This is a genomic window from Anabaena sp. CCY 9402-a (genome assembly GCF_963920945.1).
Taxonomy (GTDB): Bacteria; Cyanobacteriota; Cyanobacteriia; order Cyanobacteriales; family Nostocaceae; genus Trichormus; species Trichormus minutissimus.
This window is the reverse complement of the sequence record NZ_CAWUDL010000001.1, coordinates 159,191-177,882: the sequence shown is the minus strand read 5'-3', so window position 1 is coordinate 177,882 and position 18,692 is coordinate 159,191. Positions and strand designations below refer to the sequence as shown.

Sequence of the window (18,692 nt, the reverse complement as noted above, 5' to 3'; positions counted from 1 at the left end):
AATTAACGTAGGTCAAGTTAGTACAAGTGCAGGTATAGTTTTTAAACTTTACCTACACTTGTATAATAAATTTACACATATTATTTATATGACTGAATATTTAACATCAGAAACATCTGATCATCAGACAATATCAGAGCATACAAACGATGAAGAGAAACTGATTCGCTTACTTGAAGAACAGTTAGTAGTTGGTAGCAGTAAGCAAAAAATTGGTGAAGTCATTGTTCGGAAAGTCATTGAAACAACGATGGTACAAGTTCCTGTCCGACGGGAGAAACTAATCGTAGAACAAATTACCCCAGACCATAAGCAATTAGCAGAAATTGATTTAAGCTGTGGGGAAATAACTGGGGTTGAGTTAACACAAAGCGAAAGACTAGAATTTACTAGTCAAGTTAGTGGTTTAACTGTTAGTGGCCGCTTTATGTCTCCTAAGATAGCTAGTTTATTATTGAATGCGATCGCTCTAGAACGCAACCACGGTTGTCAGCAGGTATTAGTATCCATTTCTGTAGACAATGAAGAACACCAGCAAAAATACCAAGAGTGGTTTGACCGTTGTTCTAAAGGTCAATTACCAAAGACTGAAAAATAAATTGACAGTTCCGTTGTCAATGACTTAATATCTAGCTTCTTTTGTAAATACCACTCGACAATTGACACCGCCATATTTTTTACAGGTTTGCACAGCATATTGTCCGGCAATAGTACGTCCCCTTCTAGGGGATTGAGTATCGTAACCCCAACCTGTACCATAAGCACCATTAGAACCAACAGCTAAAGCTCCCCAAGCATTTTTAAACCATATTGGGACTGAGCAATCATTAGCGCGAGATTGTTGTTTGCAAGAGTAAAAAGCACCCCGTTCAGCTTCCTGGCGTGATAAACCAGTTGCAGATGTGTAAACGCCTGTTGATGGAGAATAGGAAATTGCAGCAAATAAATCTCGGCTTTGAGCTTGAGCAACCTGGGTAAATCCTGGTAAAGTAGCTAATACTGTAGCAACTGCCAATAAAGTTTTTTGTAGTGTATTTGCCAACATAATTTTTGATTGAACTCTCTGTTAGAGAACTACAGTTTCTTTATGTAGGCATTCCGCAATTTATGCGTTATTTTCTGATTCAGTTGCTAGCTTCTGTCCAATTTTAGGTTCTGTACCAGCTAATAACCGCTCAATATTACCTCGGTGGCGCAAAATGACATACAACCCACCCGCCACACCAAACAAAACATAGGGCAAGGGTTGGTGGAAAATGGCCATGAGGATAGAAACTGCGATCGCGCCAATAATTGAACTCAATGATACAATCCGCGATATAGCTACGACAATCGCAAACACACCCAGTGTAGCCAAACCCACTTGCCAACTCATCGCCAACAAAATCCCCAAGCTGGTAGCGACAGATTTACCACCAGTAAACCCTAAAAAGATAGACTTGCTATGTCCCAAGATGGCGGATAAACCTACTAAGGTAACTAGCCAAGGTTGCCAAATTTTTACGTCTACTGGGGTGGGGATAAGATTTTGACTAGAGGCGAAGTTGAATAAATAGTAGACTAGAGCGATCGCTAATACTCCCTTTAAACAATCCATCAATAAAACAAATGCTCCCGCACCTTTACCTAAAGTTCTGAGAACATTGGTTGCACCTGTTGAGCCTGAACCCACTTCCCGGATATCAATACCCTTAAGTTGTTTGACAGCAATATACCCTGTAGGGAAAGAACCCAACAGGTAAGCTATAAGTACGACTGCACCACACAAACTTAACCAAACAGCCATAGGAAATTTAAAAGAGTTAATAGTTTATAGTTAATAGTCTATATTGAGTCGCCCCAGAGTTTTATGAGCGTGATGACGATGCGATTCGGATTATTTCGGCTCGTAAAGAAACACGTAAGGAGCGTGAATACTATGAAAATTGAGGATTTGAAATGCAAAGAATAGTTATTAAACATTGTCTAAATTAGCTCAAACTAGGCAATGTTGATTCATAACTAATAAGTACCGTATAGCTAAAAACTGAAACCCTTTTCATGTAAGGATTTTCAGCTATATGGCAGAATTTTTTGTGAATCGTTGCACGACCCAAGCTTGGGTCGCGTCAGTCTGGCAACGACGCTTGAGTAGGTCATCTTGTCTTGCTGCCGATAACTACCGTATTGTCCCAAACGTCGCCGTACAGCCAGTTGCCTCGCGCATTTGGGTCGCTACTGGTGTAGTATTCCAAATGCGCGGTCAGGAGTTCATCGACCGTAAGCTGTCCGTCGCCGTTGCTGTCGAGCTTCTGGAAAGCTAGCTGGCTGTTCGTCGAGTTACAGCCAAAAGCTTGGTGGAATTTGGCGAACTCACTTTGTTCGAGGAAACCGTTGTCGTCTCGATCGCAGATTGTGAAAATCGCTTTTGCAAGGGGATGGAAGGCTGCTTTATAGGCTTCTAAATCTTCGGCGAAGGACTTTAAGCCATTGCGCCATTCCTCCGGAGTCACTTGGCCATCGTTATCAACATCCATCTTGGCTTGTACATGAGTCCAAAAGTGTTCCAACGTTTGGAACAGTTTCTGTGTTTTGGGACTGCCCATAGGCTCGCCGAGATAAGTAGCAACACGAGCAGCGAGAGCGAGTGCATCGGCTTGTTCTAGAACGCCGTTACCGTTCACGTCACCATGAGTAAAACAAACATCGAATTTTCGCTCCAACAAATCTTGAGTTTCAACAAGAGGCATATTTAATCTCCGTTATATGAAATGTTGTATCAACTTTGCTAGTTCATTTATTCCGCGCGGATGAACTTATTTGATAGTATTTCACAATGTTTTATTTAAAACAAGAACAGTTAAGACAGTTAAGAAGAAGTATCAAATTAAATTTCATTTAATTTTTCGTTGTCGTTGATGCTAGCCGTAATGATGAAGCAAGAGATGCTGTAATTGGTTTGGACAAGCGGTGGAATCTGCTCTATGTGGTTCATATAGAGCGTGATAACGATGTGATTCGCATTATTTCGGCTCGTAAAGCAACACGCAAGGAGCGTGAATACTATGAAACTTGAGGATTTGAAAAAAAGATTAGACCGAAACCGTCCGATGACTACTGTAACGATTAGGATGCCTGAAGACGTGATTGATGATCTGAAAAAAGTTGCGCCATTGCTAGGGTTTTCTGGTTATCAACCTTTAATCCGAGCTTATATTGGTCAAGGGTTACGAGCAGATTTAGAGAGGTTGGAAGGAGATCCCTTTTCTGCATTGATTGCCAGTCTCAAACGTCATGGTGTTGATAATGACGTAATTGACGAGGCTTTGAGGGAAATAGCACAAAAATACGATGAGCATAGCTCATCGCATTAGTACAGCGCGGCATAAACAAACAGACTATTCTTAATTAGTCAACTAAGTCAGTCTCTTGATTCCGTTAACATTCCACGCAACCACTGACGAAATGCTCGTCGCGCTGTACTATATCCCTGTGTCAGACTTAATGGTAAAAACTGCAATATTCCCTCAATTACAGGTAATTGCCCAAATATGGGGCTAGTGTCTACCTCAATATACTTTTCTTGATGCAAGACAAAAACCTGTAACTTGCCATCTGCGTAACACCAAAGTTCAGGTACTCTCAAGGCTACATAAGCTGAAAGCTGAGTTTTGGAAGTGACATCGATTTCAATTGCTAAATCCGGTGGTGGATCAACTGACAAATCTAGCCGCCGCTTGCCAATCATTTTACTAGCGTTTTGGATATAGAAACAGGTATCTGGTTCTACACCTGCTGACATTTCTGAACGTTTAAATGTAGTCGAGCCGTAAGCTTCCCAGTCAAGTTTTAACTCATCCAGTAAAAGCTTAACCATGTCACCGATGAGTTCCTTCGTAACTTCATGTTCCGGTAACGGCATCCGAATCTCTAGCACCCCTTGATAATAAGCGACTCGTGCAGCGCGATGTTCTCCGATTTCATCTAAGATTGCTTCAAACTCTGCCCAACTAATATCCCGCAATGTCAAGCACTGCCCCGGTTGAACATCAATTTGACGCAGTTGCAGTGTAACAACCATTTTATCCTCCGTACCGTTCACTGTTCGGGGTTAGTTCCACACTTTTGTTCAATCTATTACCAATACCTAAAAATCATCATCATAATTTCTCATGGTTTTGGGGTCAGGGGCAAAAGCTAACCATAGAGGGAATTGCAGAAGTCCCAGGCTGATTTGCTCCTCTGAATCATCAATGAGAATTAAGGGTAATTGATTGGTTTTGGTTAGGCGGTCTGCTTTTTGTGCTAGGGCATCTGCTGTTTCAAATAATACTACTCCCCTGTCTGGCCCAAAATCTGGGCGACCTATACCCAGGCAATCTTGTAAACCCCGCCGCCATTCACCTAGACGTTCTGGAGTGTTAGCCAAAACTAGGGTACGAAGGCGATCGCCATACAGTTTATGTAATATCGAAATTGCCGCCGATGCAATCAAAACATTCTGCAAGCGACTACCCATTGTCCGCAACGCACCCCGTCCTCCTTGGCTAAAAAACCAATTAGCGACTCGTTCCGCGTGGACTGGTTCAAAGGTGCGGCGTAATTGCCAAGCCGGCCCATAATAATCGGGTTTGTTGCGGTATTGGTCAATTAGGCGACGAATCTGCTTGGTTGTCTCTTGAAACTGCTGTTGAGCAAACTGGGGACTTCCTGCTTGGGGTTCAGCAGGTTTAGCTTCTTTGATAACTGCAACTGGTTTTTCTCTTTGAGTTACAGGGGGTAATAGTTGTAATTGCTCTGCTGAGGCTGCCAAATCTTGTAAACTACCCGTGAGATAGTCTTTAAAACCTTGTACCCGAATTGCTAAGTCTTGAGATGTACCAGCAAAAGTAGTTCGCATCTCATTACGAATGCGTTCTTGGCGGCGTTCTAGTTGTTCTATAGAAATTTGTAGGGTTTGTTTGCGTTGTTCTAGTTGTGCTAACGACTCTTGTACTACTTTTCCCAATGCGGTTTGAGTTTCTCTGATTTGTCCTTGAAGGGTGTCGTATGTCGTTTGCAGGGTTGCGATTTCAGCTTTTAGAGATGCTTCGGTGCGTTGCAGTTCAGCAATGAGTTTTTCTGATTCCATGACTGAACCCAGTGCTGTATTTTCCCCTGCTAACTGCTGAACAAACACATCTGGTACTTCTGCATCAGCGACAGGTTCAGGACTTGTATCATCTGATGGCTGCTCAACAGATGGTGTTTGGGCTGCTATTTCCAGAACCGACTCGCCAGATGGGTTTTCTGGATTTTCTGGCTTAGGGTTTTCTACTTCGATTTGTTCCAACCACTCATCAATCGGTTCTGGGGTTTGAGATTCCTCTGGGTTCATAAACTATAATGCAATCCCTATAAAACGAATAAATAGCTTTTAGAAATATACTATTGACTTGCCCGAAAATTCTTGATTCATTAGTCTAACTCGAAACCAATCAACACAGGATAAGAGACACTTCACGTAGCTTGCTTGTATGACTGTGTAGCAGTTGCATCTAAATCCGTGGACAACGCTCTTCCAAGCAAGTTCTGAGGGTATGAGGGTCAAATAAAATCGGCAGAAAGTGAATACTGTTAATTTCTTTGAAATAAAACAATATAGGAACTGGATTCCAAAAAATCCGCCAGTTTTGCCATTCTCCATAAGGAAAACGCCGAATCAGCTTTTCACCTCTTTTAATATCTAAGTCTGTGGCGGTAAATTGCAAGCGCAGCGTCACTGTTTGAAATAAGAGAAATAAACCCAACAGTGCTAACACTGCTCCTAGCAAGGGTTGCACAAACAGAAGAGGAACAGCAGTAATCACGAGAACTACGGGGATATTATAGCTAGGCTTAAGTTCCACCGTTGATGTAAAGTTGGGAGCAATTGAACTGGTCACAGTTTCTCCTCCTGCTTTGTTACTAAACACTTTCCCAATTGTAAAAGCTTTGAGTTCAGTTAATCACTCAAAACGCTGCTCACGCCCCGCTCCGCTCTAAGCGCAGCTATGCCCCCAGGGCTTTACCGCACTCCTAAAATCCTTGCAACAATGCACCACCTGTTCCTTGAAACATGATCCAGGACAGGAAAAAGTTGCTCACAAAGATAATTAGCAAAGCGGTGACAACAGCAGTTGTGGTTGATTGTCCGACACCTTTCGCTCCTCCTGTGGTAGTCAAACCCCAGCTACAACCAATCACTGCGATGAACATCCCAAAGCAACAGGCTTTAATCATGGCACTCAAAATATCCCAACTACCTAAAAGGTTACGGGCTGAGTCTAAAAACATTGTATCGGAGATGCCATACATACTCGACGCTATCAGCAACCCTCCCAACATTCCTGTCACCAAAGATAAAAGAGTTAAAATTGGCAGCATTAAGCAGCAAGCTAGCAGGCGAGGGATAACTAAATAATCAATGGGGTCAGTTCTCAGCATTAACATGGCATCGATTTGTTCTGTGACGCGCATAGTACCAATTTCTGCGGCGAATGCTGAACCAACACGCCCTGCTAATATAACGGCTGTCAGCACGGGTGATAATTCTCGTGTCAATGCTACTGCTAACACGCCACCGACAAGATTCCCCGCACCGAAATTAATAAACTCTCGTGCTACCTGAATGGTAAATACTGCGCCCACAAAAACAGCAGTTAACAGGGCAATAAATAGAGAATCTGGCCCGACGGCTGCCATTTGCTCTTTAGTATTGCGCCAGTGGATTTTACCCCTCAGCAGGTGAACCATAGCTTGTCCACCCAAAAAAATCGCCGCCAGCAATCGCTGACTCCACGTTCCTAAACCGGATTTGGATGTAGTTTCACTCAATGTTCTATAGCTAACTCAGTGACTGCCTTAAGAATAGCGAAAGAGAATAGTCAATAGTCAATAGTCATTAGTCATTTAGTCAATGAGCATGGGGCATAAAAAAGTCAAAAACCAAAAATTCTTCACTGCGTGACGCTAACGCGAATAATTTTGAATTTTGAATTAGTTTGTCACCTGTCACCTGTCCCCTATCACCTAAATTCCTCAAAATATTAACTTATTGTAATGATTTTCTCAGGAAACATAGCTTTTCATGAACACGTTAAAAGTTGTAACATCCCGATCGCTTGAAATATAACCTCGGTTTAATAAGGGTTTAAGAGATTGTTACGCTGTTTTAGAGTGATTTGCTGAGTGTAGCAGGAGACTATGTTTTTTAATTAAAACTTAAGATTTTTGACAGATTGAGCGATGAGGAGCGATCGCACGTATTGTAGAAAAGGACGTATGGCTAATTAGCTATTGTTGACTTGATTCTAGGAGTTGGTCTGAAATGACTACTTTCACTAACTATCTTCGCTCTTTGATGCTCACGATTATTTTTAGTTTCGTGACTCCTTTTGTTGTCATCGGCGGCATATTACTATTTTTAGCGGTTGGGGGCTATATTCCCCTATTGCAAGAGCTAGCTACGATCAGTGCTACTGGAATATTAAATTTCCTCACTATTTTTGGTAACGGGTCTATTATGAACGGGATTTTGGCGATTAGCCTGACTTGTGGTTTTGTCGGAGGGCTATTCGATACTTACGTTTACTACCGTTATCAAATTTTGCGTATAGACTCTTAGTGATGAAATCGCTAGTTTTAGATGTTCATGGACTAAGAGCAAGGCACAAAAATATTGTTGCCACAACTAAAGATTCTGTTAGTCCTGACTTGATTTGGTATAGGAATGGATAAGTTAGTTTTAGCTATATTTATTAATAATTATTAATTAACCAGGTCAATAAGTTACCAGTTAATACATTTTCTGCACTATTTTAGCCTTGCTGTAATATGGGCTAGCACCGCTACGCGGAAGTCAAAAGTCAAAAATTCTGTATTTTAAGGCTTTGAAAGATTGAGAATGGTATCTTTATTTCCGCCGTGCTGTACTAGTATTTCTACTCACTACTCAGCACCGGCTAAACGCCGCGCTACCGCTAACAACACGGGCTAAACGCCCCGCTACCGCTAACAGCACTCACTACTCAGCACTCAAATAACTTATCAAGTCGGGTCATCTGTCCGCCAGACAACTTATATTGAAATTATTACTAGGTTAATTATTTGCTCATGGTTTGGCCGTTTAAGTCCAAGTTTCGTAAACAAATTGCTCGAATTGAAATTACAGGTGCGATCGCTAGTGCTACACGCAAACGGGTACTAGAAGCATTAAAAACTGTCGAAGAAAAGAAATTTCCAGCTTTACTGCTACGCATCGACAGCCCTGGAGGGACAGTTGGGGATTCTCAGGAAATTTACAGCGCACTGAAGCGGTTACGGGAAAAAATCAAGATTGTCGCCAGTTTTGGTAATATTTCTGCTTCGGGTGGTGTGTACATTGGTATGGGTGCAGAACACATCATGGCTAACCCTGGAACTATCACGGGTAGCATTGGTGTAATTCTGCGTGGTAATAACTTAGAACGCCTGCTAGAAAAGATTGGTGTTTCCTTCAAGGTTATTAAGTCCGGCCCTTACAAAGATATTTTGGCATTTGATCGGCAACTAACCGACCCAGAACAAGACATATTACAAGAGTTGATTGACACCAGCTATCAGCAGTTTGTCCAGACTGTAGCAGAGGGAAGGTCTTTAGCGGTAGAAAAAGTTAAAAGTTTTGCTGATGGACGGATTTTCACCGGGCAGCAAGCCTTAGAATTGGGTGTAGTAGACCGTCTAGGAACAGAAGAAGAAGCCCGTCGTTGGACAGCCGAGTTAGTTGGACTTGATCCAGAGAAAACACCCTGCCATACCCTAGAGGAACGAAAACCCCTGTTAAGTCGGATTTTACCTGGAAGTCGTCAAGTTTCTTCAAGACTAGGTGCAGGTGTTGATTGGCTAGAATTTGAAATGTCTACTAGTGGTTTGCCATTGTGGTTATATAGACCTTAAAGAAGAGAATAGGTGACAGGTGACAGGTGACAGGTGACAGGTGAGCCAGCGCGGTCTTGGGGGTTTCCCCCATGAGCGACTGGCGAACCCGAAGGGTGACAGGTGACAGGTGACTGGGAAAAGCAGAGGAGGGGAACTAACTGTAATGCCCAATGCCCAATACCCAGCCTGGTCACTGAGCCTAGTCGAAGTGCAATGACTAATGACTAATTCAGGAGGATTTTGGCGTGGAGTGGCGAATGCAAGCTATTCGTGGAGCGACAACCGTTTCAGACAATACAGTGGAAGCCATGCGAGGCGCGGTGACAGAACTACTAGACGAACTGGAAAGACGAAATCAAGTCCAGCCACAAGACATGATTAGCGTGACTTTTTCTGTGACGCGGGACTTAGATGCAATTTTTCCAGCTGCGATCGCAAGACCTCGGCCTGGTTGGGATAATGTAGCTATGCTAGATGTGCAGCAAATGCACGTCGAGGGTAGTTTACAGCGTTGCATTCGCTTTTTAATCCACGCCTATATACCCACTTCCACACCCATTCATCATATTTATTTACGGGAAGCTAAGAAACTGCGTCCTGATTGGAGTTTACCCCAAGCGTTACAAGCCCCGCAGCAAGTAGTAGAGTCAAAAGTTTAGAATAGTGGCTTTAAATATGACTGAATTACTCGAAAAAGCTATAGAAAAACTGAAAACATTGCCTCTGAGTGAACAGAATGCGATCGCAGCAATGATTTTGGTAGAACTAGAAGATGAACATCAGTGGGATGAAGCTTTTGCCCGTTCTCCAGATTTACTTGCTAAACTTGCAGCCGAAGCAATGGCTGAATATCACGCAGGTAAGACACAAGAACTAGATGCAGATGCCTTGTGAAGTCCTGTATAAACGCCCAGTTTCGCCAAGCATTTGCTGATTTGCTTGATCAAGTTCGGGAGCAAACCCGTGAGGCTTACCGGCTATTCAAGCAAAATCCGAGTCATCCTAGTCTATGTTTTAAAAAAGTACACCCAGAGCTACCAATTTACTCGGCTCGCATCAGCAAAAGTTATCGTGCAGTTGGACAGTTATCGGAGATACAATTATCTGGTTTTGGGTTGGTTCACACTCAGGGTAGGATCAGTTGCTGTCTCGGTAACAGGATCGCTTTAATAATCACTCTATTCTTCGTGGCGATGGAATCTAATTCCTAAAAAGATGTCGTAAACAAATTCAAAGAAATCTTTTTTCTGCAACAATCCTGAAGTTTGGTAACAGCCTTTCTCATCTAACAGTGGCTTCATTACATAGTAGGCAGGTTGGTAATTATACCAGGGAATAGAAGGCCACAAATGATGAATTAGATGGTAATTTTGACCCATAATCAAGATGTTGAGCAGTTTCCCTGGGTAGACGCGGGCATTTTTCCAGCGATCTCGCTCTGCAAAGGGACGATGGGGTAGATAATCAAAAAATAACCCCAGTGCTATCCCCACGATAAAAGCGGGAATGAACCAAAAATTGAGAATATATCCTAAAAAGTCATACTGAACAGAAATATAAACAATTGCCACCACAATCAAGCGGCTAATAAACCACTCTAATAGTTCATTTTTTCGCCACAATTTACGTTGAAAGAAAAATACTTCGTGATACAAAAACCGCACAGCAATCAACCATAGCGGCCCGCCTGTAGAGACGTAATGATCGGGGTCATCTTTGGGATGATTGACATGGGCATGATGCTGTAAATGCACCCGCGTAAACACAGGAAACGCAAAAGCTAATATCAACGCGCTACCATGACCTAACATGGCATTAATTACCCGGTTGCGGTGAGCAGATTGATGACAAGCATCGTGAATCACTGTACCTGCACAATGTAAAGCTAGGGTATTAATGACAAAGCACAGCCAATGTGGCCATTGCCAAAGCCAATAACCAAAGTTAGATACTACCAACATGGCCACAGCTGACATAAATAACAGCATCGTGGGATTAAAATCACCAGGAGGCGTTAAAAATTCCTTGGGTGGGATTTTTAGTGGTTGCTGTGCCTCCAATGTGAGCATTACTATCTCCTTTTTGATCGAATCATTACGAATATACGACAAAGATTAGTGAATAATAAACTTTTATAAGGTTTTGTATAGCAAGATTTATCTACATCGTTACCGATTAGTGGATGAATAACGCTATCATTCCAGACAAGACTCCAGTCTTTGCTGATGAGGGTGTGCTATCCGCATAACGAATAAGCTTGATGTAAAAATCTCTCAGTGAGGGAGAGGGAACACAGATTGGTGTACGATATCTACTCTGTCCCACAGTTTTACTACCTCTGGCGATGTTGGAGTCACAGATATAACAGTGACTGCAAAATGCCCCTCACCTTACTATGACTCACTAAATAGCTCCCTAGAATCAGCCCCTATGCAATTAAGAGATTCTGTACGCCGGACAAAAATTGTTGCTACAATTGGCCCCGCCACTAGCAGCCCAGAAATGCTGAAAGCCATTATTGAAGCGGGTGCAACAACGCTGCGGCTCAACTTCTCCCACGGCTCTCATGCCGACCATCAGCGTAGTATTCGCCTAATTCGGCAAACCGCTTTTGAACTAAATCAGCCAGTGGCAATTCTCCAAGACTTGCAAGGGCCAAAAATTCGCTTAGGAAAGTTTGAGAACGGGTCTATAGTTTTAGCTAAAGGCGATCGCTTCACCTTGACAAATCGCCCAGTTGTTGGTTGCCAAGAAATTAGTTGTGTCACCTACGATTATTTGGCGGATGAAGTCCCTGTGGGTGCAAAAATTCTCCTCGATGATGGTCGAGTAGAAATGGTGGTGGAGGATATCAACCGCGATAAAGGTGATTTACATTGTCGTATCACCGTTGCTGGTAAGTTATCTAACAATAAAGGTGTAAACTTCCCTGGTGTTTACCTTTCGATTAAAGCCATGACCGACAAAGACCGAGAGGATCTGATGTTCGGTTTAGACCAGGGTGTCGATTGGGTAGCATTGTCCTTTGTTCGCAACCCCCAGGACATTATCGAAATTAAAGAGCTAATTTCCAGCACTGGTAAGCAAGTACCTGTTGTTGCCAAGATTGAAAAGCATGAAGCTATCGAACAAATGGAAGCAGTTCTAGCTTTATGTGATGGTGTCATGGTGGCTAGAGGTGACTTAGGTGTAGAACTACCAGCCGAAGATGTACCGATACTACAAAAGCGGTTAATTGCCACAGCTAACCGTTTGGGGATTCCCATCATCACCGCTACGCAAATGTTAGACAGCATGGTGAGTAACCCTCGTCCCACTCGCGCGGAAGTGTCAGACGTAGCCAATGCGATTTTAGATGGTACAGATGCAGTCATGCTTTCCAATGAAACGGCTGTGGGTAGTTACGCTGTAGAAGCAGTGGCGACAATGGCACGCATTGCGGAACGCATCGAGCAGGAAGAAGATAATAGTGCAAAATTACGGCAACTGCGAGATAATCGCCGTTCTATCCCCAATGCTATTAGCCAAGCTGTAGGGCAAATTGCTGAACAATTGGGAGCAGCAGCAATTATGACCTTAACCCAAACTGGAGCAACCGCTCGCAACGTATCGAAGTTTCGTCCTCATACGCCGATTTTGGCAGTGACACCCCACGTCAATGTGGCACGACAGTTACAGATGGTATGGGGAGTTAAGCCTTTACTGGTATTAGAATTACCTTCTGCTGGTCAAACATTCCAAGCCGCGATTAATGTGGCTCAGGAGCATAAGTTGCTGTTTGAGGGTGATTTGGTAGTGATGACGGCTGGTACACTCCAAGGGGTTTCCGGCTCAACAGATTTGATTAAGGTTGAAGTGGTGACAGCCATACTCGGACAGGGTATTGGACTGGGACAAGGTTCAATCAGTGGTCGTGCTAGGGTTGCTCACACAGGTATGGATTCCAGTAACTTTAACCCTGGGGATATTTTGGTGGCATCGCGCACCGGTGCTGATTATGTGGATGCCATTCGCAAAGCCGGCGGGATTATTACTGAGGATGAAAGTCTTACTAGTCACGCAGCCGTGATTGGTTTACGCTTGGGTGTGCCTGTGATTGTGGGTGTGAAGAAAGCCACACAGGTAATTCGTGATGGGGCAATTCTTACTATGGATTTACAACGGGGTTTAATTTACTCTGGCGCAGTGGGAACACCTTAAATAATTCGTAGTTTGTAATTCGTAATTCGTAATTATGAACTACGAATTATGAAGGGTAGGTTGAAAATTAGAAAAATCAGGACTTTAGTCCTGACTACGAACCGTCAAAACTAACTTGATAGACTATTAGCCCTCAGTGACATTTAACTTTTTAGGTTCTGGTAGAGAATCAATCCAATCATCAAGGCTGAACCATGAGTGGTTTATTGGCAAATAGCGCGATCGCTTGAGCTAATATTCCCGTTATGCTGAAGATAATTGCTGATGCGGGAGCATCCCTGCTGCATCAAATTATCTAAATCCAAGTTCCACAGCATCACCCCAGCATCTTCACCACCACTCACCAAGACTTTAGCATCGGGGCTAAAACTAACACTATTCACTTTCCCTGGATGTCCTGAGAAAGTTGTGAGTAATTTACCGTTGGTAATATCCCAGAATTTGATTGTATTGTCGGCACTACCCGACGTGAGGATTTGACTATCTGGTGTAAAACTGAGGCTGGTTACGCCGTCTGTATGTCCGGTGAGAGTTTGTATTAACTTCCCGTCTGGTATTTGCCAAAGTTTGATGGTATTGTCCCAACTGGCGGAGGCTAATATTTTACCATCGGGGCTGAATTTTACAGATGCGATCGCTAAACCGTGTCCCTGTAAATCTTTAAGTAGCTTACCGTCAGTAAGTTGCCAAATTTTCACTGTATTGTCAGCACTACCGGAAGCTAAAAGTTTTCCATCAGGGCTAATATCAATACTAGTTACTTCATCATTATGTCCTGTGATAGTGCTTAATAATTGACCCTCTATTAGTTGCCAAATTTTGATAGTTTTATCAGCACTGGCAGAAGCTATCATCTGGTTATCTGGGCTAAAGCTAATACTAGTAACTCTATCTTGATGTCCCGTTAATGTTTGGAGTAATTGCTGTGTTTGAATATGCCAAATTTTAATAGTTTTATCAGCACTTGCTGTGGCTAAAATTTTACCGTCTGGACTAATACCCACAGCTTGAATTATATCTTGATGGGCTGTAAATTTAATTAGTGGTGACGCATTCAAAATTTGCGTTTTTTGCCAAATAGTTACTTTACCATCCCAACCACCAGAGATAAAAGTTTTACCATCGGGCGTAACTTTTACCTCTTGAGCATGGTTTACTGCATCTGTTTTATCAGCTTTGACTTGCCAAAATTTAATGGTTTTATCACTACTACCAGAAGCAATATATTTACCATCTGGACTAAATGTTATATCTTTAACTTGTTCGCCGTGTCCTTGAATAGTTTTTAGTAATTTACCATCTAATTGCCAGAGTTTAATAGTCCGGTCAGCACTTGCAGAAGCTAAAATTTGATTATCTGGACTAAAATTAATGTGATTAACTTGGTCATTGTGCGCTGCTAGAGTGTGTAATAGTTTCCCCTCGTAATTCCACAGTTTAATAGTTTTGTCACCACTGGCAGAAGCGATAAATTTACCATTGGGGCTAAATTTAACACAGGTAATCCGATCTGTGTGTCCTGGCACAGTTTGAATTAATGCACCGTTATCTGTGCGCCAAAGTTTTAATAAATTATCTTCACCACCAGAGGCAATTACTTTACCATCTGGACTAAAAGCAACAGAGTTTACCCAGCCATTATGAGCATTCCAACTATTAATTAATTTACCGTTATCTGTGCGCCATAATTTTATCGTTTTATCAAAACTAGCAGTGGCAATAATTTTACCATCTGGACTAAAATTAACATCAGTAACAATATCTGTATGTCCGATAATATTTTTGATGAGTTTAGTACAGTCTTTTAAGCTATTTAAGTTTAAACAAGCAGGAGCAAAATTATAGATTTTAATCTGATGATCCGCACTAGCAGCAGCTAGATATTTACCATCTACACTAAAATCGATCGCAGTTAATCTTTGTTGATGTACGATAGTTTCAATTAATCGCCCATGTGTAGACCAAATTTTGATTGTGCGATCATCGCTAGCAGAAGCTAAAATTTTACCCCTGGGATGAAAAATTATACTGTTTACCTGTTGATTATGTCCGGGGAAACGATTAATTTCTTGAGTGTTATTAATAGCTTGCTGAAAAGTTGCGGCTGTTGTGATTTGTATATCTTTAGTTGGGGCAAAAACTTGTTTAAGTTCTCGTCCAGCTTTGACGCTAGCCATGACACTTTCTAATTGTTGATGAGATAATAAAAACGCCTCAGAAGAAGCATTTAAAGCGGCAATTTCTCGTAACTGCGCGGAGCGTTTTTGGACATAGGCTAAACCGCCAAAACCACTAGCAGCTATTCCCAAAACACTAATGATAGCTATAGCTTTTTGAGCTTGTCGGAGTCGCTTTTTTTGTTCTAATTGTTGTTGTTGGCGAGCATCTAAACAAGCAGCAATAAAATTTTGCACATCAACAGATAATTCATCTGTATATTTAACGTAAATTTCTTCAGCTTCAGCTAGACGAACACCGTGTAATAAAAAATCTGATTGTTGATGATTTTGTTTCCACAGAGCTGCGGCTTGTTCAATTTGACGTTGCGATCGCAGTCTACTACGATTTTCTTCCAACCACCAGCGCAAAGTTGACCAGTGACGAATGAGGATTTCGTGCGCTACTTCGATGGTGACTAAGGGAGTTGGGAGTTGGGAGTTGGGAGTTGGGAGTATTGAGTGAGCATTGTTGTATTTTTCTCCCCCTGCTTCCCCTGCTTCCCCTGCTCCCTTTGTCTTCTTGTCCCCAATCCCCAGTCCCTCTTCCTCCAAATTCACCACTACCAACTTCGCCGCAGTTAACGCCGAAAGTGTTCTTTCTACTAGTTCATCAGGATATTTCCTCACCACTAACTCAGATTTCATTACTCTGCGTCTAGTGTCTTCTGTCCCTTCCCCTAACTGTGTCAGTGAAAGAAAAATCCATCTAGCGCATTCTTTCGCTTCTGAATCTAAATTTTCGTAAACTTCCTGTGCTTTGCGTTCCAATGCGCCTTTAATACCGCCAATTTGTTGCTGATAGGCTGTCAGGGTTAATTCTCCTGCTTGGCGGTATTCCCATAACTGTTCTAAGACAAATTCCAACAGGGGTAAATCTCCCGCCGAGTGGTTTAACTCCTGGAGTAAAATTTCTACCAGTCCCGACTCAACTTTTAACCCCACCTGTTCGGCTGGGTTGATAATGACACGGCGGTAGTCATCATCACTCAAATTCGGTGGAACTAATACACTAGACTGCTGCAATAAATTAGCCAGTGGGGGTACTTCCAAGCAAGCGGCGATAAAGTCTGCTCTAACAGTCACCACCAACTTAAACTTATCAGAGGCGTATTCTATCGCTCCCAACACCAATTCTAAAAATCGCTGTCTATCTTCAGCCGGTGCAAGGGTGAATAATTCTTCAAACTGATCAACCACCAAAACAACCATCGGCTCTGGACGACTACGCAACCAGTAAACAAAGCCTTCTACCCCTTGGTAAAGCATGGCTTCTAGGAGGAGGTGGGGGGATTGGGGATTAGGGACTGGGGAGGAGGAAATAGAAGGTAAAGACCAAGAAGAATTTTCTACCTTGTCCCCCTTGTCCCCTTTGCTCCCCTGCTCCCCCGCTTCCAAGCGTCGCGCCAAAGCCTCCAAAGGACGTGCGCCGGGACGGATGGTTTTAACTAACCAGGAATCACTATTAGGTAATTGTTTTCCTAAACGTAGTTGAGAAATTAATCCTGCTTGGACAACGGAGGATTTACCGCTACCAGATGCACCGACTAAGGCTAAAAATGATTTGTGTGCAATGTGAGCAATTAACTGCTGAGTTAAGGATTCTCTCCCGTAAAAATATTGAAAATCTTCTTCGCCAAAGGCTTTCAAGCCACGATAAGGACAAATTTTTAAATCTAAAGCTGCGGATTTTTGACGGTTTTGTGTACCAGTGGTTGCGGGGATAATTTCGATGACGCCTTGTGTACCTGATAGCCAAATATGCAAGGGTAAAGATCCGTTTATTTGCGGCTGTTCTGCTAGATGAATTTGTAATTGGGTAATCCAAGTTGCTACTGATAAACCATTAGAGACAGAAGCAGCTTTTATTGTCTCTATCAGTGCTTGAGCAAATAATTCTGGGTTGGTTTTGGGACTAGTCGCCGCAATAATACATTGTCCTGTAGTCGAGTTTAATTGTAAGTCTTCTATCCAGTCTGGCAACGATACACTATGCGCCCCAACTGGACAATCTAAGATAATAATTTGTTGTGTCACCGCAGAACGGCGTAACTGTTGTCTAAGCCAAGAACGACTCAACCAAATATCATCTAATAAAACTAATGCTGCTTCTCCTGTGGGGGTTTCTTCTAGTCGTCCCCGCAGATATAGTAGTATTGTAATGGATTCTTCAGTCTGATATTTCTGTATTTGATTGCTAGAACGCAAACATTCTTTGATGCTTTCGCGGATATTTTGAGAATTTGTATTAGCAGTGCGAGGTAAATATTCTAATTCAAAAGCTCCCGCACTCCCCAATACTTTACTAAAATCTATGGCTATTTGTGAGCCGATAATGCCTTCAATTACTAATGCTTTTCTAGGAGGAATTGATTGGGCGATCGCCGGAATTTTTCCTATAATTAATTCCCCAACTCCTTCGACAATCCGCTTGGGTGTTTGCAAGGGATATTCACTATAAAGTTCTGTATCGCCTTTACCGCGTTTCTGTTGGTTAATTAATCTTAATTGTTGGTTGGTTTTATCTATATATTGCAGTGTTTGGTGATAAACGTAGCGATATAAGCCATCAGCCGAAATCATTCCTTGATGATCAGCCGCATCTCCCCGTAAGCCCCGCATTAAATAATAAGTAAATACCCCATGTCCTAGTTCAGGAAACTCCCATGATTGTTGGTCTGTGTCGCAAGAAAGTAAGGCGTAAAACCCTTTACTTTTAGCAGCACGTTGTTGTAAAACTGCTACTAATTGTGGTGTAGGATTTAGCCCTCGTAAAGTCATGCCTCCACTATGACAAGCATCGAGCCAAACTATCTGATTTTGAACACCGCTATTACTTAAAAACTCTAGTAATTCTTTAACAGCTAAACCTGTATTTTCTAAGTTATCTTTTTGTGTATCTGCCAAACATAAAAATGCTTGTTGTGTATTGGGGTGTAATATTCCGTGTCCAGAAAAATAAAATAATATTGTATCGGTAGGTTGCGCCGATGTCGTAACTTGCTGTAAGCGATCGCGAATATTAACTAACAATGGCGATTCGGTAGCGAAGTCATGGTAAATATTAATTTCTTTTTGAGGGAATTGTTCTTGAGTTGCACCTGTTAAAGCTTCTGCTAATACCTGACAATCAACTGCGGAGTAACGCAGACATGGCAGTTGTGCATCCTGGTATTGGTTGACTCCAACCAGTAGTAACCACAGTTTCGAGGTGATTGTGGTTTTGGTTTGATTGGAACTACTGGTAGCAACGGCACGGGGCATTTTTAGTTAGGGACTGGGGTGGGGACAAGTCAATTCTAATATTCATTTATTTGCTAGGTTTGCCACTGTATTTTTATGCAATAAGTAACATTGCTG

The 18,692-nt window shown here is 42.3% G+C and carries 17 protein-coding genes and 2 pseudogenes; 9 read left to right on the top strand and 10 right to left on the bottom strand.

Translation table 11 applies throughout. The features are described from left to right. The first annotated feature begins 88 nt into the window (after nt 1–88). Nucleotides 89–598 (top strand): DUF2382 domain-containing protein, encoded by a 510-nt coding sequence (locus ACM0OR_RS00800; RefSeq protein ID WP_414574622.1) that lies wholly within the window; start codon nt 89–91, stop codon nt 596–598. Between the two features lie 24 nt (nt 599–622). Here ACM0OR_RS00800 and ACM0OR_RS00795 read toward each other — a convergent pair whose 3' ends face one another. The 3 genes from ACM0OR_RS00795 to ACM0OR_RS00785 form a co-directional block, all read right to left on the bottom strand. Next, nucleotides 623–1,045, bottom strand: coding sequence for a DUF4189 domain-containing protein (locus ACM0OR_RS00795; RefSeq protein WP_414574621.1), 423 nt, complete (start codon nt 1,043–1,045; stop codon nt 623–625). Between the two features lie 60 nt (nt 1,046–1,105). Then, nucleotides 1,106–1,786 (bottom strand): glycerol-3-phosphate 1-O-acyltransferase PlsY, encoded by a 681-nt coding sequence (gene plsY / locus ACM0OR_RS00790; RefSeq protein WP_414574620.1) that lies wholly within the window; start codon nt 1,784–1,786, stop codon nt 1,106–1,108. A gap of 349 nt (nt 1,787–2,135) precedes the next feature. Continuing rightward, the gene (locus tag ACM0OR_RS00785) at nt 2,136–2,729 is read right to left on the bottom strand and encodes an EF-hand domain-containing protein (RefSeq protein WP_414574619.1); all 594 of its coding nucleotides are present in this window, start codon (nt 2,727–2,729) and stop codon (nt 2,136–2,138) included. 170 nt (nt 2,730–2,899) lie between these two features. On the opposite strand from ACM0OR_RS00785, the pseudogene ACM0OR_RS00780 reads away from it, so the two are divergent. Together ACM0OR_RS00780 and ACM0OR_RS00775 are read left to right on the top strand one after the other, a co-directional pair. Continuing rightward, nucleotides 2,900–3,055, top strand: a pseudogene (locus ACM0OR_RS00780) (BrnT family toxin); the annotation flags it as partial. After that, complete coding sequence (locus tag ACM0OR_RS00775) at nt 3,045–3,353, top strand: hypothetical protein (RefSeq protein WP_414574618.1); 309 nt, start codon at nt 3,045–3,047, stop codon at nt 3,351–3,353. The pseudogene ACM0OR_RS00780 and the gene ACM0OR_RS00775, both read left to right, overlap by 11 nt. A gap of 47 nt (nt 3,354–3,400) precedes the next feature. Here ACM0OR_RS00775 and ACM0OR_RS00770 read toward each other — a convergent pair whose 3' ends face one another. From ACM0OR_RS00770 to ACM0OR_RS00755, 4 genes are all read right to left on the bottom strand, one after another. After that, nucleotides 3,401–4,060 (bottom strand): Uma2 family endonuclease, encoded by a 660-nt coding sequence (locus tag ACM0OR_RS00770; RefSeq protein ID WP_323266524.1) that lies wholly within the window; start codon nt 4,058–4,060, stop codon nt 3,401–3,403. A 66-nt stretch (nt 4,061–4,126) separates the two neighbouring features. Beyond that, nucleotides 4,127–5,356 carry a DUF3086 domain-containing protein gene (locus tag ACM0OR_RS00765; RefSeq protein ID WP_414574617.1) on the bottom strand — a complete coding sequence of 410 codons (1,230 nt, stop codon included), beginning with the start codon at nt 5,354–5,356 and terminating at the stop codon, nt 4,127–4,129. A gap of 160 nt (nt 5,357–5,516) precedes the next feature. After that, the gene (locus tag ACM0OR_RS00760; RefSeq protein ID WP_414574616.1) at nt 5,517–5,903 is read right to left on the bottom strand and encodes a DUF3119 family protein; all 387 of its coding nucleotides are present in this window, start codon (nt 5,901–5,903) and stop codon (nt 5,517–5,519) included. A 133-nt stretch (nt 5,904–6,036) separates the two neighbouring features. After that, entirely contained in the window at nt 6,037–6,834 is a 798-nt protein-coding gene (locus ACM0OR_RS00755) for an MlaE family lipid ABC transporter permease subunit (protein ID WP_237989144.1), read from the bottom strand. A gap of 493 nt (nt 6,835–7,327) precedes the next feature. Here ACM0OR_RS00755 and ACM0OR_RS00750 point away from each other — a divergent pair, with 493 nt between their 5' ends. Together ACM0OR_RS00750 and sppA are read left to right on the top strand one after the other, a co-directional pair. Continuing rightward, nucleotides 7,328–7,624 carry a hypothetical protein gene (locus ACM0OR_RS00750; RefSeq protein ID WP_414574615.1) on the top strand — a complete coding sequence of 99 codons (297 nt, stop codon included), beginning with the start codon at nt 7,328–7,330 and terminating at the stop codon, nt 7,622–7,624. Nucleotides 7,625–8,112: 488 nt separating this feature from the next. Further along, nucleotides 8,113–8,934 (top strand): signal peptide peptidase SppA, encoded by an 822-nt coding sequence (gene sppA / locus ACM0OR_RS00745; RefSeq protein WP_190699154.1) that lies wholly within the window; start codon nt 8,113–8,115, stop codon nt 8,932–8,934. Here the strand turns inward: sppA and ACM0OR_RS00740 are convergent. Next, nucleotides 8,931–9,110 (bottom strand): hypothetical protein, encoded by a 180-nt coding sequence (locus ACM0OR_RS00740; RefSeq protein WP_414574614.1) that lies wholly within the window; start codon nt 9,108–9,110, stop codon nt 8,931–8,933. The two genes, sppA and ACM0OR_RS00740, sit on opposite strands and share 4 nt — an antisense overlap. A 51-nt stretch (nt 9,111–9,161) precedes the next feature. On the opposite strand from ACM0OR_RS00740, the gene aroH reads away from it, so the two are divergent. From aroH to ACM0OR_RS00725, 3 genes and pseudogenes are all read left to right on the top strand, one after another. Further along, a complete protein-coding gene (gene aroH / locus ACM0OR_RS00735; protein WP_414574613.1) occupies nt 9,162–9,575 on the top strand; it encodes a chorismate mutase in 414 nt (137 codons plus the stop codon). 16 nt (nt 9,576–9,591) lie between these two features. After that, nucleotides 9,592–9,810 carry a hypothetical protein gene (locus ACM0OR_RS00730; protein ID WP_414574612.1) on the top strand — a complete coding sequence of 73 codons (219 nt, stop codon included), beginning with the start codon at nt 9,592–9,594 and terminating at the stop codon, nt 9,808–9,810. Then, nucleotides 9,807–10,051: pseudogene (locus ACM0OR_RS00725) on the top strand (hypothetical protein). The gene ACM0OR_RS00730 and the pseudogene ACM0OR_RS00725 overlap by 4 nt, the downstream one beginning before the upstream one ends. Nucleotides 10,052–10,094: 43 nt before the next feature. Here the strand turns inward: ACM0OR_RS00725 and crtR are convergent. Then, nucleotides 10,095–10,985, bottom strand: coding sequence for a beta-carotene hydroxylase (crtR, locus tag ACM0OR_RS00720; protein WP_323266519.1), 891 nt, complete (start codon nt 10,983–10,985; stop codon nt 10,095–10,097). A gap of 361 nt (nt 10,986–11,346) precedes the next feature. Here crtR and pyk point away from each other — a divergent pair, with 361 nt between their 5' ends. Next, the gene (gene pyk / locus ACM0OR_RS00715) at nt 11,347–13,116 is read left to right on the top strand and encodes a pyruvate kinase (protein ID WP_323266518.1); all 1,770 of its coding nucleotides are present in this window, start codon (nt 11,347–11,349) and stop codon (nt 13,114–13,116) included. A 203-nt stretch (nt 13,117–13,319) separates the two neighbouring features. Here pyk and ACM0OR_RS00710 read toward each other — a convergent pair whose 3' ends face one another. After that, nucleotides 13,320–18,596: an eIF2A-related protein gene (locus tag ACM0OR_RS00710; protein ID WP_414574611.1), complete on the bottom strand. Its 5,277-nt coding sequence runs from the start codon at nt 18,594–18,596 to the stop codon at nt 13,320–13,322. Nucleotides 18,597–18,692 lie beyond the last annotated feature (96 nt).

Excerpts from the sequence above, each read along its gene's own strand:
- plsY (WP_414574620.1), bottom strand. The coding sequence starts at position 1,786 with ATGGCTGTTTGGTTAAGTTTGTGTGGTGCAGTCGTACTTATAGCTTAC.
- ACM0OR_RS00710 (WP_414574611.1), bottom strand. The coding sequence starts at position 18,596 with ATGCCCCGTGCCGTTGCTACCAGTAGTTCCAATCAAACCAAAACCACA.
- ACM0OR_RS00750 (WP_414574615.1), top strand. The coding sequence starts at position 7,328 with ATGACTACTTTCACTAACTATCTTCGCTCTTTGATGCTCACGATTATT.
- sppA (WP_190699154.1), top strand. The coding sequence starts at position 8,113 with ATGGTTTGGCCGTTTAAGTCCAAGTTTCGTAAACAAATTGCTCGAATT.
- ACM0OR_RS00765 (WP_414574617.1), bottom strand. The coding sequence starts at position 5,356 with ATGAACCCAGAGGAATCTCAAACCCCAGAACCGATTGATGAGTGGTTG.
- ACM0OR_RS00785 (WP_414574619.1), bottom strand. The coding sequence starts at position 2,729 with ATGCCTCTTGTTGAAACTCAAGATTTGTTGGAGCGAAAATTCGATGTT.
- ACM0OR_RS00795 (WP_414574621.1), bottom strand. The coding sequence starts at position 1,045 with ATGTTGGCAAATACACTACAAAAAACTTTATTGGCAGTTGCTACAGTA.
- pyk (WP_323266518.1), top strand. The coding sequence starts at position 11,347 with ATGCAATTAAGAGATTCTGTACGCCGGACAAAAATTGTTGCTACAATT.
- ACM0OR_RS00775 (WP_414574618.1), top strand. The coding sequence starts at position 3,045 with ATGAAACTTGAGGATTTGAAAAAAAGATTAGACCGAAACCGTCCGATG.
- ACM0OR_RS00730 (WP_414574612.1), top strand. The coding sequence starts at position 9,592 with ATGACTGAATTACTCGAAAAAGCTATAGAAAAACTGAAAACATTGCCT.
- ACM0OR_RS00800 (WP_414574622.1), top strand. The coding sequence starts at position 89 with ATGACTGAATATTTAACATCAGAAACATCTGATCATCAGACAATATCA.
- crtR (WP_323266519.1), bottom strand. The coding sequence starts at position 10,985 with ATGCTCACATTGGAGGCACAGCAACCACTAAAAATCCCACCCAAGGAA.
- ACM0OR_RS00770 (WP_323266524.1), bottom strand. The coding sequence starts at position 4,060 with ATGGTTGTTACACTGCAACTGCGTCAAATTGATGTTCAACCGGGGCAG.